Consider the following 14,068-nt stretch of genomic DNA (forward strand, 5'->3'; position numbering starts at 1 on the left):
CGTGACCGAGCACCGCAAGCTGCCGAAGGGGCCGCACAACCTCAGCCGCGACGAGGTCGCCGGAACCCAGCGGGCCCGGCTGATCGACGCGGTTCTGGAGAACACCGGCAAACGCGGCTACGTCGCCACCACCGTCGGCCACATCACCGCCACGGCGGGCGTGTCACGGACCTCGTTCTACGAGCAGTTCACCGGTAAACAGGACGCGTTCCTCGCCGCCTATCGCGAGATCACCACCGAGTTCATCACGCAGGGCGTCGCCGCGGGTGCCGAGGCCGCGACACCGCTGGACGCCGTCGCCGTCTGCTGCGATTTCCTCGTCGACTACGTGCATCGGCGTCCTACCGCGGTCCGCGCCGCGCTGCTGGAGATCTACGCGCTCGGCGGCGCGGGGCTCGAAGCACGCGAGAAGACCTTGCGTGCCGGGGAAGCCGTCTTCGACCGCACGGCGGAATGGTTGCGCGCCACCGATCCCGCGCTGCCGTCACCGCCGCCGTTCACCGCGCGGACGGTCGTCGCCGCCACCATCGAGCTGATCACGCAGGCCATCTGGATCGGCACTCCGGACGCCTACGACCAGGCACGCGAAGCCGTCCGTTACACCTGGCTGCTCGGCCTGTTCGGGCATCGGAGCGTCGAGGGCTAGCGGGCGAGGCGCCGCCGTTCGAAGTCGACGATCAGTTTCGGATACCGCCGCGGGAGCAACCGGACGAGCCGGTCGACCAGTTTCGCGTCGTTTCCGACGAGTACCCGCGGTTTCCCCGCCTCGACCCCGTCGACGATGATGCGGGCGGCCTGATCCGCCGGCATCTTCAGCAGTTTCTCGTTGTACACGCGGACGCGTTCCCGCTGTTCGGCGGTGGGCTCGATACCGCGCGCCTCGGCTTCCTTCAGCGCGGCCGAGGCAATGCCGGTCTTGACGCCGCCCGGGTGGACGACCGTGACCCGCACCGGATGCCTGCCCGCGATCATCTCCGTGCGCAGCGCTTCGGTGAACCCGCGGACGCCGAACTTGCTGGCGCAGTAGGCGCTGAGCGTCGGCTGGGCCATGAAACCGTTGAGGCTGGAGACGTTCACGACCTGGCCGTCACCGGAGTCGATCAGATGCGGCAGGAACGCCTTGGTGCCGTTGATGACGCCGAAGAGGTTGACCGCGAGCGTGCGGTCGTACAGCTCCCATTCGGCGTCGAGCACGGTCTGCCCGCCGCCCGCGATCCCCGCGTTGTTGTAGATCTGGTGCACCACACCGAATTGCCCGGCGACGGTGGTCGCGTACTCCTGCACGGCCGCCCGGTCGCTGACGTCCAGTGCGGCGCCCTGCACTTCCGCGCCGAGGGCCTTGACCTCGGCGACGGTCTCGGCGAGTCCGCCTTCGTCCACATCGGACACCGCGAGCCGCGCTCCGCGCCGGGCGAGTTCGAGCGCCAGCTGACGGCCGATGCCGGAACCGGCGCCGGTGACGACGGCGACCTTCCCGCGAACGCCGCTCATCGGGTTTCTCCTGCCGGGTCGAGGGCCACTTCGGCGGTGAGCTCGACGAGCCGCTCCACCAGATCCGGGGCGATGTGGTGCCCCATTCCGGGGATTTCGACGTAGCGAGCACCGCTGATGGCCTTGGCGGTCGCGCGGCCGCCGCTGTGGTGGACCATCCGGTCGGTGTCGCCGTGGACCACGACCGTCGGGCAGGTGATACGGGCGAGTTCGGCGGTGCGGTCGCCGCTGGCCTGGATCGCGCCGATCTGGCGGGCGATACCGCTGCGGGCGCGCCGTCCCCCGGCGCGTTCCCACAGTCCCTCGGCCCAGGCCGTTTCGACGTCCTTGTCCAGCGGGAACGAGGCCGAACCGAGGTGGCCCATGAGCGACAGGTGCCCGACCACGGACTCCTCGACCGTCTGAGCGGGCCGCCTCGCCATGCGCACCAACGTCGACTTCGCGGGCTGCCCGACGCGGCGATGTCCGGTGGTGGAGAAGATCGACGTCAGCGACAGGACGCGGCCGGGGTTCCGGGCGGCGACGGTCTGGGCGATCATGCCGCCCATCGACATGCCGACCAGATGCGTCTTCTCGATGCCCAGGTGGTCCAGCAGGCCGACGGTGTCCGCCGCCATGTCGCCCAGGTCGTACGCGCCCGGCAGCGGTTTGGCCAGCAGTTGCCGGAGTTTGCCCGGGTTCGGCGCCTTGATGCGATCCGAACAACCCGCGTCCCGATTGTCGAACCGGATGACACGGAAGCCGCGGCGGGTGAAACCGTCGATCATTTCCCGCGGCCACGACGTGAGGTCCAGGCCGAGGCCGGCGATCAGCACCAGCGGCACCCCGTCGGCCGGGCCGTCCTCGCGGTAGCAGAGCCGCGGGCCGCCGGGGAGGTCGGCGAAGCTGTCGGTCACGAGCCCACCGCCTCACGAACCTTGGCGCGGGAGAAGTGCAGCTCGGGATCGGTGATGTCGTCCGCGCGCAGCAGTTTGATGTCCGAGTGGTAGCTCATCGAAGTCAGCCACGGCATGCGGTCACCCTGACGCGGGAGCTGGTCGAGCGCGCGCTGCACGTATCCGGCGGCGAAGTCCAGGAACGGCTTCGTCGGCATGTCCGGATCGGCGAGGACGGGGCGGCAGACGTCGTAGCCGTGGGTGTCCATATGCGTCAGCAGGCGGCAGAAGTGCTCGCACAGCAGGCCGATCTTGAGCGTCCACGACGAGTTCGTGTACCCGATCGCGAAAGCGACGTTCGGCACGTCCGAGAGCATCATTCCCTTGTACGCGACCGTTTCCGACAGGACCACCGGCTTGCCGTCGACGCTGAACTTCGCCCCGCCGAACACCTGCAGGTTCAGGCCGGTGGCGGTGACGATGATGTCCGCCTCCAGCTCGCGCCCGGATTCGAGCAGGATCCCCTTCTCGGTGAACGTCTTGATCTTGTCGGTGACGACGTCGGCCTGCCCCTTGCGGATCGCGGCGAACAGGTCGCCGCCGGGCACCGCGCACAGCCGCTGGTCCCACGGGTCGTACGGCGGGTTGAAGTGCTCGTCGACCGGATAGTCCTTGGGAAGCTGCTTCTTGTTGACGTACCGGATGAGGCCGCGGGCGGTCTTCGGGAACTTCTGGCAGAACTGCCAGACCGCCAGTCCCTTGCGGATGTTCTTGCGGCGTGTCAACGCGTACGCCCGCTCGTCGCCGAGGATCTTGCGCAGGCCGTTCGCGATCTTGTCCTCGCGCGGCACCGGCATCACGTACGTCGGGGTGCGCTGCAGCATCGTCACGTGCGCCGCGGTGCCCGCCATCGCCGGGATCAGGGTGACCGCGGTGGCGCCGCTGCCGATCACGACGACGCGTTTGCCCGCGTAGTCGAGGTCCTCCGGCCAGTGTTGCGGGTGCACGATCGTGCCGGCGAAGCGGTCGCGGCCTTCGAAGCGCGGGGTGAAGCCCTCGTCGTAGCGGTAGTAGCCGCCCGCGTTGAACAGCCAGCCCGCGCTGAGCCGGGTGCGCTCGCCGGTGTCGGTCCGCTCGATCTCCAGCAGCCAGCGCGCCTCGTCACTCGACCAGGCGGCCGAGAGCAGCTTGTGGTGGTAGCGGATGCTGGGCTCGATGCCGTTCTCGGCGATCGTCTCGCGCAGGTACGACAGGATCCGGGGCGCGTCGGCGATCGACTGCTTGTCCCGCCACGGTTTGAACTCGTAGCCGAAGGTGTGGAGGTCGGAGTCGGAGCGGATACCCGGGTAGCGGAACAGGTCCCAGGTGCCGCCGGACGTGCCGCGGGCCTCCAGGATGGCGAACGTCTTGCCCGGGTTCTCGGTCTTCAGGTAGCGCGCGGCCCCGATCCCGGAAATCCCGGCACCGATGATGACCACGTCGAGGTGCTCGACGGGTGTGCTCGTCGTCATGCGGTACTCCAGCCTCGTCTCGGTTCCCTCCACGATGCGGGGCGGACGTGGAGTTGCGCTAGCACTATCTGCACCATCATGCTGCACTCATGGTGCAAAGTGCCGCATCGCCGTGGCCGACCCTGTCGCCCGAGGCCCGTGACCTCTTCCGGCGAGGCGCGGAAATCGTGCTGCATCCGCGCGCCGAATGGATCGAGGAGCTGCACGAAGCCTCCCTCGGCGGCGACAGCATGCGCGCGGTCGCCGAGGACCCCGTGCTCACCGAGGGGACCAAACGCGCGAATCTGGCGAATCTGCTGCACTGGGCGGCCGCCAACGTGCAGCATCCCGGCAAACGCGTCTCCGCCAACCTGAACCAGGAAGTGCTCGACGGCGCCCGCGACATGGTGCGCCGCGGCTTCGACTCCGGCGGCCTCGACGCCTACCGGCGGGCGCAAGGAGTGGCCTGGCGCCGGTGGATCGAGATCTGTTTCGACCTCACGTCGGATCCGGTCCTGCTCCGCGAACTGCTCGACGTCTCGTCGCTGTCCATCACCACGTTCATCGAGGACACCGTCGCCGCGGTGTCGGAACGGATGGCCGCCGAACGCACGGAACTGACCCGCGGCGCCCACGCCGAACGGCGGGCGACGGTCACGTTGCTGCTGGAAGGCGCGCCCATCAGCCGCTCGCGCGCCGAAGCCCAGCTCGGCTACCCGCTCGCCGGCCCGCATACGGCCGCGATCGTCTGGAGTGGCTCGGTCACCCCGTCGTCACAACAGCTCGAAACCGCCGCGGAAACGCTCATGCGGGCCAGCGGCGCCTCACACCGGCTGACCGTCGTCGCGAGCGCCGCCGCGTTGTGGGTCTGGCTGCCCGGCCGGACGCCGCCGCGCACGGACCGGCTCGCCGAAGACCTCGCGCCGCATCCCGACGTCAGGGTCGCACTGGGGCGGCCCGGCAGCGGGATCGACGGCTTCCGCCGCAGCCATCTGGACGCCGCCGCCACCCAGCGGATGCTCGCCCGGCTCACCTCGCCGCAGCAGATCGCGCGGTACCAGGACATCCAGCTGCTCGTGCTGCTCACCGGTGATCCGGCGCAGGCGGGCGAGTTCATCGCCGACACCCTCGGCGAACTCCGGCACGCCGACGCCGAGACCCGGGAGACCGTGCGGACCTACGTGCACGAACTGGGCAACACCACGCGGACCGCGGAACGGCTCTACACGCACCGCAACACCGTCGTCCGGCGGCTGGCGCGGGCCGACGAACTGCTCCCCCGGCCGTTGGCGGAGAACGCGGTGGACGTGGCCGTGGCGCTGGAAACGTTGCGGTGGCTGGGAAGCGGGGCTTGAGCCGTCACGACAATGGCAGGTCGAGGTTCCGGATCATGGCGCGTTGTTCCGCCGTCAGCTCGCCCTCGACCGTGATGGTGAACGGCGGTGTTTCCTTGCGGGAGCGAAGAAAGTTGCCCCAGGCGATCCCCAGGTTCGCCAGTCCGGTCAGGGAGCCGATGGACATGCAGATGACCTCGAAGACATCGGGGTTCCGTGCCCCGGCGAGGCTGAGCGTCGCGGACCGCGTCACGTCGGCGTCTTCGCGGAGCCAGCTGTAGAACTCGGTCAGCGCTTGTTCGTCGCCGGCGGCGTTGATCGTCAGCTCCATGGGGCCTCCCTCGAACGTGCTATGCCTCCCAGTCGTGGCCTCGGCCCAGGGCGTAACAGGTTTGGCGCACTCATCTCCTCGTCGTGATCCGGGTGCAACCTCTAGATTGGAGGCATGGTTTCCACCGCCGAGAAGGCCACGCGGCTGCAGGAGTTGCACGCCGCCCCCGAGCTGCTGCTCGTCGTCAACGTCTGGGACGCGATCACCGCGAAGGTCGTCGCCGAAACCCCTGGCACCCAGGCGCTCGCCACGCCGAGCCACGGTATCGCCGCCGCCCGCGGCTATCCCGACGGCGAGGTGATCCCCCGCGACGAGATGATCTCCGAGGTGGCCCTGATCGTCCGGGTGGCGGGCGATCTGCCGGTCACCGCCGACCTGGAAGCCGGCTACGGCGACCCGGGCGGTACGGTCGCCCGCGCGATCGAGGTCGGCGCGGTCGGCTGCAACCTCGAAGACCAGATGAAACCGCTGGCCGAATCCGTCAAGGCCGTCGAGGCCGCGGTCGCCGCCGCCCAGTCCTCCGGTGTCGACTTCGTGCTCAACGCCCGCACCGACGCCTTCCTCCGGGCGGGCGACCGTGACCCCGAAGAAGTGCTGGCCGACGCGATCGCCCGTGGCCGCGCGTACCTGGACGCGGGCGCGTCGAACGTCTTCGTGCCCGGCAAGCTCGACGAGAGCCAGGTCGGCAGGCTGGTCGAGGCGCTGGGCGAGCGCAAGGTGAACCTGATCGGCGTCCCGGGCTCGATCCCGCTGGCGACCGCGCAGAAGCTCGGCGTCTCCCGCGTGTCCTACGGGCCGTTCAGCCAGAACGTCGCGCTCACCGCGCTGGCGAAGCTCACCGAGGACGTCTACGCCGGCGGCGGTCTGCCCGCCGACATGCGCAAGCTGAACTGAGCGGGCCGGAGTCCGTCGAAGTAGGGTCCCTTCCATGGTGCGCGGTGTCGGCCGGACGGAAGGGACCCTGCTGGCAGGCGCGGTGCTCGCGGCACTCGTGGTGACCGGCGTCCAGGCGAAATCCCCCGGCACGTGGCTGCTGGAAGTCGTCTGGGTGATGATCGGGTTGCCGCTGGTGGTGGCGCTGCGCAAACGCTTTCCCTTGACCCGTTTGCTGTGCTGGCTGCTGGTGCTGCACGCGTTCGTGCTGTGTTACGGCGGGCAGTACACCTACGCCGAGACGCCGGCCGGGGAGTGGTTCCAGGCCTGGATGGGCACTCAGCGGAACAACTACGACCGGTTCGCCCACTTCGTCCAGGGTTTCGTCCCCGCGATCGCCGTCCGCGAGGTGCTGCTGCGACGGACGCCACTGCGCCCCGGCGGCTGGGTCGCGTTCCTGACCGTCTGTGTCTGCCTGTCGATCGCCGCCGGCTTCGAATTCGTGGAGTGGTCCAGCGCACTCCTCGCCGGTTCGGGCGCGGACGACTTCCTGGGCACCCAAGGGGATGTCTGGGACACCCAGTGGGACATGTTCCTCTGCCTGTGCGGCGCGGTGGTGTCCTTGCTGGTCTGGCGCCGGACGCACGACCGGCAGCTCGACGGGCGATAGCCGGGCCCGGAGGCTTCCGAAGCGGCAGATACGGTCGTCGTCATGAATTTGCGAGCCGCGGCGGTGCGGCGTAAACCGGTCGCCGACCTGATCACCGAAAGTGGTCACGGCACGCTGAAGCGCTCCCTCGGCCTCGGGCAGCTGACCATGCTCAGCATCGGCGCGACGCTGGGCAGCGGGATCTTCGTCGTACTCGGTGAGGCGGTTCCCGTCGCGGGTCCCGCGGTCGTGCTGTCGTTCGTGCTGGCCGGTGTCACCGCGCTGTTCTCGGCGCTCTCCTACGCCGAACTGGCCGGGATGATCCCGGTGTCCGGTTCGTCCTACTCCTACGCGTACGCCACGCTCGGCGAGCTGGTCGCTTGGGTCTGCGGCTGGTGTCTGGTGCTCGAGTACGGCGTCTCGGTGGCGTCGGTCGCCGTCGGCTGGGGGCAGTACCTCAACGAACTGCTGCGGCTGACGTTCGGGTTCGCCATCCCCGACGCGTTGAGCCAGCCGCCGGGGTCGGGCGGGATCGTCAACGTCCCGGCCATCGTCGTCGTGCTGCTCGCCATGTTCCTGTTGCTGTCGGGCGCGAAGGAGAGCGCGCGGGCCAACGCGATCATGGTCGTGATCAAGGTCGGCACGCTGGTGCTGTTCTGCGCGATCGCGTTCTCGGCGGTGCGGGCGGCGAACTTCACCCCGTTCCTGCCGCTCGGCCTGGCCGGGCTGAGCGCGGGTGCCGCGAAACTCTTCTTCTCCTACATCGGTTTCGACGCCGCCTCCACGGCAGGCGAGGAGGCGAAGAACCCGCAGCGCGACCTGCCTCGGGCGATCCTGCTCTCGCTCGCCATCGTCACCGTCCTGTACTGCCTGGTCGCCGTGGCCGCGGTCGGCGCGTTGCCGTGGCAGGAGTTCGACGGCCAGGAGGCCGCGCTCTCGCATGTGCTCGGCGTCGTGGCGGACAACCCGTTGTGGGCCGGGCTGCTCGCCGTCGGCGCGATCGTGGCGATCTCCAGTGTGGTGCTGACCGTCCTCTACGGACAGACACGCATCCTGTTCTCCATGTCGCGCGACGGCCTGGTGCCCGCCGCGCTGTCCAAAGTGGACCCCAAGAGCGGCACGCCCCGGATCAACACACTCGTGGTCTCCGGTTTCGTCGCGGCGCTGGCCGCGTTCATCCCGCTCGGGAAGCTGGCCGACGCCACCAGCATCGGCACGCTCTTCGCCTTCGGGCTGGTGAACGTCGCAGTCCTGCTGCTGCGACGGCGGCAGCCGGAGGCACCGCGCTCGTTCCGGGTGCCGTTCTCCCCCGTCACGCCGGTCCTCGGGGTGCTGTGCTGCGGCTACATGATGCTCAGCCTCGACGGCGCCACCTGGATCGTCTTCGCCGGCTGGATGGCGCTCGGCCTGCTGATCTACTTCGGTTACAGCATGCGCCGATCCCGGCTGGCCGCGGAATAGCCCGTTCGCCGCCATAATTCCTAGCCTGTCCAGCCGCAGTACGGGCCCGATCATTGAAGTGACGGTGATCGATAGGGGACACTTCCGTCCGACCACGGAAAACCCTACCGTGAACCGAGGAATTCATGCGCCGAAATCGCATTACCGTGCTGACCGCGTGCCTCGTCCTGTCCCTCTCCCCATTCCCCGTGTCCGCCGCCGCGCAAGAGACGGCGGCCCCCTTCTGTTATGAAGAACCCGTCCAGCCGAAAGCCGATGTGAGTGACATAAAGGCCGGTTTCCAGTCCACGAAGTGGCTTCAGACGATCCAGGCCGTGTACAAGCGGCGCTGGCCCAGCGGCGAAGGCCTCGCGACCGCCCAGGCCAAGGACAAGTACTTCAGCCAGTTCGTGAACAAGACCAGCTTCAACGCGCTCGCCGAGTCCCTGATGGTGGCGATCCACGAAGAGACCCACATGTGGGATCTGGATCCTTCGAGAACCTCGTGGGACGTCTATGTCTCCGCCTGGATCGACGCTTCCCGCAAGGCGACGAAGGTCCCGATCCACGGCGGATTCCCGCGTCGCGAAATACTCCCGCTGATCACGGACGATCTCACGCGGTCGATGGACGACATCTACCTGCGCGACCAGCAGCAGGGGTCGTACCGGATCCAAGGGGTCATCGCGGAACTCAACGCCGGGCTCATGGGATTGCCCGCGGCGACCGTCGTCGCCGAGTACATCCAAGGAGTCGGCGCGAGCAATTCCCGCGACATCGCGGCGACGAACATGCGCTACCTCCAGCTGTACCTGCGCGTCGCCAAGACGAAGCATCCCGATTACTGGGCCAAGATCAAGGCACAGTCCGAATTACGCGAATTCGTGCTCATCGAGTTCCTTCGGACGGCCTACTGGCTGGATCAATCCGCGCCCCATGCCGCCAAACTCGGCAGTGCGGACGTGGCCAAGATCGTCGCCAAGAACTACGCCCCCGAGAACATCGCGATCATCGAGGAGTTCACCGGCGCCAAGGTGAACACCGGCACGGCCAGGAACTGCACGGTCTGACGCCGTACCCGGCTCGCCGGTGACGGGACCCGTCACCGGCGAGCCGCCGGCGTCACGGCACGAACACCGGCTGGTCCAGCGCCCACAGCCAGGAGCCGTCCGGCTGACGGCGGGCGACCTCGACGGTCATCTCACCGGTGGTCAGCGTGGACGCGGTGAGCGCGAGGTCCCCGCTCACCAGCGCCGGGTGCTGCCTTCCCGGCAGGAGTTCCGGCGCGGCCGCGACGAACTCCTCGTACACCTTGCGGATCTCCGTGTGCCCGGTCGCGACGTTGCCCGGCGGGAACGCCAGCACCGCGTCCGGTTCGTACAACGCCACCAGCCCGTCGACATCGCCCGCGTTGCCTCGTTCGATGAAGAACCTGCCCAGATCGTTCGGCTCAGTGGCCACAGTCCTGCTTGTCATGGGGATGAGCTTCGCAACGAATACACGACATCCTGTGTCGTGTATTCCGTTAGAGTTTTCACATGCGCGCCGACCGGCTGGTCTCCCTGGTGTTGCTGTTGCGTCATCGGGGCAGGCTGTCCGCGACCACGCTCGCCCGCGAGCTGGAGGTCTCCACCCGCACCGTGCTGCGCGACATCGAGGCGTTGTCGGCGGCGGGTGTCCCGGTGTACGCCGAACGCGGCAGGCACGGCGGTTTCGCGCTGCTGCCCGGTTTCCAGACGGAACTCACCGGGCTGAACCACGACGAGGCACTCGCGCTGCTGATCGCGGGTTCGCGGCGCGGCGCGCAGGCGTTCGGCCTCGGTTCCGCGCTCGCGTCGGCCATGCTCAAGGTGATCGACGCGCTGCCTGAGGGCCAGCGGGACACCGCGGCGGGCGCGGCCCGGCGCCTGCTCGTCGACCCGGAGACCGATCTCCTCTCGCGCCGGGTGGCCGGCGAGGAGGTGTCCGACGCCATCGTCGCCGAGGTCCGGCGCGCGGTGTTCTCCGGGCACAAGCTGCGCATTCATTACGCGGCCTCGGGTCAGGCGGCGCGCTGGCGCACGGTGGACCCGATCGGGCTGGTCACCGTCCGGGATCAGGGTTATCTGCTGGCCACGAGGGCAGGCGAGGACCGTACTTACCGGCTGTCCCGGCTGCGGGCCGCCGAGGAACTCCCGGAACCCGCGGAACGACCGGAGCGCGTCGATCTGGACCGGACCTGGCAGGAACGCAGTACGAGGTTCCGGACCGGCGGGGATCAGGTCGCGGTCGAGGTGCGGGTGGATCCGGCACGGCGGGACCAGCTGGTGGGCACCGCGCTGGCCGTCCTCGCGGAGGAGACCGAGGAGGACGGCACGCTGAGGCTGGAGGTGACGTTCCAGGACGCGCGGCACGCCGAATGGGCGCTGTGGAACCTCGCTGCGGAAGCGGAAGCCCTTGCCCCGCCTTGGTTACGCGATTCCTTGCGGGACAGGGCGGCGGCGATCACGGCCCGCTATCCCGTGAGACAAAAGTCAAGTTGAGGCCGCAGGTCGGGACGGGATAATCCGATCATGACGAACGCCGCCCCTGGCCGGGCAGCCACGAGTTTCCGCGTGCTGCTGAAGGGTTACCGCGTCCGCGCCGACCTCACGCAGGAGGAGCTCGCCGAGGGGTCCGGGGTGAGCGTCCGCGCGATCAGCGACATGGAGCGGGGGATCGCGAAAAGCCCGCAACGCCGGACGATCGAAGCACTCGCCGCACCGCTGTCCTTGACCGACGAAGAACTGACCGGCCTGCAGAAGGCCGCGAGGCGGGGCCGGACCCCCTCCCCCGGTATCCCCAAGACGCACCTGATCGGCGTCCTCCCGGCGGACGTCGACGACCTCACCGGACGCGAGAGCGATCTCGACGCGCTGCGCGCCCTCTCCGCGGATCTGTGCGACGGACGGCGCCGGGCCGGGCGGGTCGCGATCCTGAGCGGACCGCCCGGGACCGGCAAGACCACCCTCGCGGTCCGCGTGGCGCACAACCTCGCCGAGGAGTTCCCCGACGGCAGGCTTTTCCTGAAGCTGCGCGGTATGTCCGCCGACCCGGCGAACCCGGCGGACGTGCTGCATCTGATCCTGCGTTCGCTGGGTGTCGACGCCGTGCGCATCCCCGCCGATCCGGAAGACCGGGCGGGCCTGTGCCGGTCGCTCCTGCGGGATCGGGCCGTCCTGATCGTCTTGGACGACGCGGCCGACGAAGCCCAGGTCCGCCCGCTGCTGGTCGGCGGGCCGCGATGTCTCACCCTGGTCACCGGCCGTCAGATGCTGGTGGGCCTGGAATGCGCGAGCAGGCTCCCTCTCGACGTCTTCGGCGAGCACGACGCCGTCTCCCTGCTGTCGGCGATTATCGGGGCGGACCGCGTCGCGCGCGAACGGCGAGCGGCACTCGAACTGGTCGAACTGTGCGGCAGGCTGCCGCTGGCGCTGCGGATCGCGGGCAACCGGCTGGCGAGCCGTCCGACGTGGCCGCTGTCGCGTCTGGTGGACCAGCTCCGCGACCGCGGCCGTCGGCTGACCACCCTGACCGCCGGCGATCTCTGCGTGCGCAGTGTGTTCGAACTGTCGTACCGCCAGCTCAGCCCGAACGCCGCCGCGATGTTCCGGCGGCTGTCCCTCGTCCCGGCCGCGGATTTCCCAGTGGGTGCCGCGATGACGCTCGTCGAAGCTTCCGACGAGGACGACGCCGCCGTCTTCCTGGAGGAACTGGCCGACGCGAGCCTGCTGCAGACGTCTCAGGAGAACGGGCGATACCAGTTCCACGACCTCCTGCGGGTCTTCGCGACCGAACGGCTCGCCCGGGAGGAATCCCCCGAAGTCGCCGCAGCGGCGGAAAAGCGGCTGACGGACTGGCTGGTGCGCACCGCGACGGCGGCGGGCCGCTACTTCCACCCGACCGACGGGGTCAGCCCGCTCCCGGTCGCCACACCGTCGTTCGGTGACCACACCGGCGCGGGCAGATGGCTCGAAGCCGAGCTGAAGAACTGGCTCGCCGCGGTCAAAAGCGTCGCCGCGCGCGGTGACCACCGGCCGGTCCTCGACCTCGCCGAGTCGATGCACTGGTATTCGGAGATCGGTGGTACCGCGAGCGTCTGGTACGACGTGTTCGGGCTCGCGGTGAACTCGGCCATCGCGCTCGGCAGCAAACGGGACGAGGCGGTGCACCGGAACTATCTGTCCTGGGTGCAGGCTTCGCTGCGCGACCGGGCGGAGGAGTCGATCCGGATGGCCCGGCTGGCGTGGGACGCCGCGGTGGAGGCGGGCGACCGGCGCGAACAGGGCTGGGCGCGGGTGTACCTGACGAGCGCCCACGCCCGCGACGCCGACGCCACGACGTCACCGAAGCTCTTCGACGAGGCGGCGCGTCTGTTCGAAGAGGCCGGCTACCCGCTCGGAGTCCATGTGGCGCGGACGATGCGGGCTTCGTACTGGTACCGGAACGGCCGGTTCGCCGACGCCGCCGAGGAGTTCGACGTCTGTGTCCGCTACTTCGCGCAGGAGCACGGCGGCACGCGGACCCCGGTGGACGACACCAACTACGCGTACGTGCTGCTGCGGTCGGCGCGGAACCTGGCCGCGCTCGACGCACCCGATCGGGCACTCACCCAATGCGAAACGGCGCTCGCCCTGTTCCGCAAGCACGGGGCGGCCATGGGCCAGGCCCGCGCGCTGCAGGAGACGGGACGGCTCCTGCGCCGTCAGGGCGACCACGCGAACGCTCACCGCCGCCTGTCCGAGGCCGAGCAGCTCTACGAACGCATCGGGCTGACACAGGCCCAGATCGAAACGCTCGTCGAACGAGCGGCGCTGGCCGACGAGAGCGGCGATCCGGCGTTGGCACACGCGGACCGGGAACGCGCGCGTGGTCTCGACTTTGGGACGTCAGATGTCCCGAAACCCACACAGTGAGCCCTTTCAAAGGCTGCCTGACGAATGGTGTTCCGGGCGCGATACTGGCCTTCATGATTCCAGCGAACCGCCCGGACACAGTCCACTTGAGGGCGTTCACCGAGGCCGACCTCGCCTTTCTCGACCGTCTCTGCACGGATCCCGATGCGCTCGGCGAGTTCGAGTGGCCCGGATTCGGTGATCCGAGGGCACGCCGCAAGCGATGGGAGCTCGACGGGTACATCTCCGCCGAGTCCGCGTCGGTCGCGATCGCGCGGGCCGACGACACGGTTGTCGGTATCGTCTCCTGGAAGCCCCGCGGCTTCCCCTTGGGTGTCACCTACGAGATCGGCGTGGGGGTGCTACCCGAGCATCGTGGACAGGGGGTGGGCACGGCGGCGCAGAAGTTGCTCGTGGACTACCTGTTCGGCCGCACGACCGCGAACAGAATCGAAGCCCTCACCAATGGCGGTAACCTCGGCGAGCAGAAAGCCCTCGAACGCCTGGGGTTCCGCCGGGAAGGGGTCATGCGCGGCAGATCCTTCTACCACGGCGAGTATGTCGATGTGCTCGTCTACGGTCTGCTCCGCTCGGAGCATTCTCCCGGAACGCCATGAGCGACCTAAAGGCTCAGTGACCGACTGCGGGCATGCCGAGGGGCCCGTCGCCTGG

General features: G+C 69.0%; 14 protein-coding genes. 9 read left to right on the forward strand and 5 right to left on the reverse strand.

Annotated elements, in window-relative coordinates:
* Position 1 precedes the first annotated feature (1 nt).
* Positions 2-646 carry a TetR/AcrR family transcriptional regulator gene (locus DMC64_RS36650; RefSeq protein ID WP_233629942.1) on the forward strand — a complete coding sequence of 215 codons (645 nt, stop codon included), beginning with the start codon at positions 2-4 and terminating at the stop codon, positions 644-646.
* Here the strand turns inward: DMC64_RS36650 and DMC64_RS36655 are convergent.
* The 3 genes from DMC64_RS36655 to DMC64_RS36665 are packed head-to-tail and all read right to left on the reverse strand — an operon-like array spanning position 643 to position 3,877.
* A complete protein-coding gene (locus DMC64_RS36655) occupies positions 643-1,491 on the reverse strand; it encodes an SDR family oxidoreductase (protein ID WP_125737246.1) in 849 nt (282 codons plus the stop codon). The two genes, DMC64_RS36650 and DMC64_RS36655, sit on opposite strands and share 4 nt — an antisense overlap.
* A complete protein-coding gene (locus DMC64_RS36660) occupies positions 1,488-2,387 on the reverse strand; it encodes an alpha/beta fold hydrolase (RefSeq protein WP_125737247.1) in 900 nt (299 codons plus the stop codon). The genes DMC64_RS36655 and DMC64_RS36660 overlap by 4 nt, the downstream gene beginning before the upstream one ends.
* Entirely contained in the window at positions 2,384-3,877 is a 1,494-nt protein-coding gene (locus DMC64_RS36665; RefSeq protein WP_037342927.1) for an NAD(P)/FAD-dependent oxidoreductase, read from the reverse strand. Before DMC64_RS36665 ends, DMC64_RS36660 begins: the two co-directional genes overlap by 4 nt.
* 89 nt (positions 3,878-3,966) lie before the next feature.
* Between DMC64_RS36665 and DMC64_RS36670 the strand changes: the two genes are divergently transcribed.
* The gene (locus DMC64_RS36670) at positions 3,967-5,211 is read left to right on the forward strand and encodes a CdaR family transcriptional regulator (protein WP_125737248.1); all 1,245 of its coding nucleotides are present in this window, start codon (positions 3,967-3,969) and stop codon (positions 5,209-5,211) included.
* A gap of 4 nt (positions 5,212-5,215) precedes the next feature.
* Here the strand turns inward: DMC64_RS36670 and DMC64_RS36675 are convergent, their stop codons facing one another.
* Positions 5,216-5,521 carry a hypothetical protein gene (locus tag DMC64_RS36675; RefSeq protein ID WP_037342923.1) on the reverse strand — a complete coding sequence of 102 codons (306 nt, stop codon included), beginning with the start codon at positions 5,519-5,521 and terminating at the stop codon, positions 5,216-5,218.
* Between the two features lie 114 nt (positions 5,522-5,635).
* Here DMC64_RS36675 and DMC64_RS36680 point away from each other — a divergent pair, with 114 nt between their 5' ends.
* The 4 genes from DMC64_RS36680 (at position 5,636) to DMC64_RS36695 (ending at position 9,553) form a co-directional block, all read left to right on the forward strand.
* The gene (locus DMC64_RS36680) at positions 5,636-6,415 is read left to right on the forward strand and encodes an isocitrate lyase/phosphoenolpyruvate mutase family protein (RefSeq protein ID WP_125737249.1); all 780 of its coding nucleotides are present in this window, start codon (positions 5,636-5,638) and stop codon (positions 6,413-6,415) included.
* Positions 6,416-6,449: 34 nt separating this feature from the next.
* Positions 6,450-7,064 (forward strand): DUF2238 domain-containing protein, encoded by a 615-nt coding sequence (locus DMC64_RS36685; protein WP_125737250.1) that lies wholly within the window; start codon positions 6,450-6,452, stop codon positions 7,062-7,064.
* 42 nt (positions 7,065-7,106) lie between these two features.
* A complete protein-coding gene (locus DMC64_RS36690; RefSeq protein ID WP_125737251.1) occupies positions 7,107-8,504 on the forward strand; it encodes an amino acid permease in 1,398 nt (465 codons plus the stop codon).
* Between the two features lie 314 nt (positions 8,505-8,818).
* A complete protein-coding gene (locus tag DMC64_RS36695; RefSeq protein WP_125737336.1) occupies positions 8,819-9,553 on the forward strand; it encodes a hypothetical protein in 735 nt (244 codons plus the stop codon).
* 52 nt (positions 9,554-9,605) lie between these two features.
* Here the strand turns inward: DMC64_RS36695 and DMC64_RS36700 are convergent, their stop codons facing one another.
* Positions 9,606-9,944 (reverse strand): nuclear transport factor 2 family protein, encoded by a 339-nt coding sequence (locus DMC64_RS36700; RefSeq protein ID WP_125737337.1) that lies wholly within the window; start codon positions 9,942-9,944, stop codon positions 9,606-9,608.
* A gap of 77 nt (positions 9,945-10,021) precedes the next feature.
* On the opposite strand from DMC64_RS36700, the gene DMC64_RS36705 reads away from it, so the two are divergent.
* Genes DMC64_RS36705 through DMC64_RS36715 form a run of 3 tightly spaced genes read left to right on the forward strand, consistent with a single transcriptional unit; the run spans position 10,022 to position 14,013 of the window.
* Positions 10,022-11,005 carry a YafY family protein gene (locus DMC64_RS36705; protein ID WP_125737252.1) on the forward strand — a complete coding sequence of 328 codons (984 nt, stop codon included), beginning with the start codon at positions 10,022-10,024 and terminating at the stop codon, positions 11,003-11,005.
* Positions 11,006-11,035: 30 nt separating this feature from the next.
* Positions 11,036-13,417, forward strand: a complete 2,382-nt coding sequence (locus DMC64_RS36710; RefSeq protein ID WP_125737253.1) for an NB-ARC domain-containing protein — start codon at positions 11,036-11,038, stop codon at positions 13,415-13,417.
* Positions 13,418-13,470: 53 nt separating this feature from the next.
* A complete protein-coding gene (locus DMC64_RS36715; protein WP_233629943.1) occupies positions 13,471-14,013 on the forward strand; it encodes a GNAT family N-acetyltransferase in 543 nt (180 codons plus the stop codon).
* Positions 14,014-14,068 lie beyond the last annotated feature (55 nt).

It is taken from the genome of Amycolatopsis sp. WAC 04197 (assembly GCF_003947475.1).
GTDB classification, from domain to species: domain Bacteria; phylum Actinomycetota; class Actinomycetes; order Mycobacteriales; family Pseudonocardiaceae; genus Amycolatopsis; species Amycolatopsis japonica.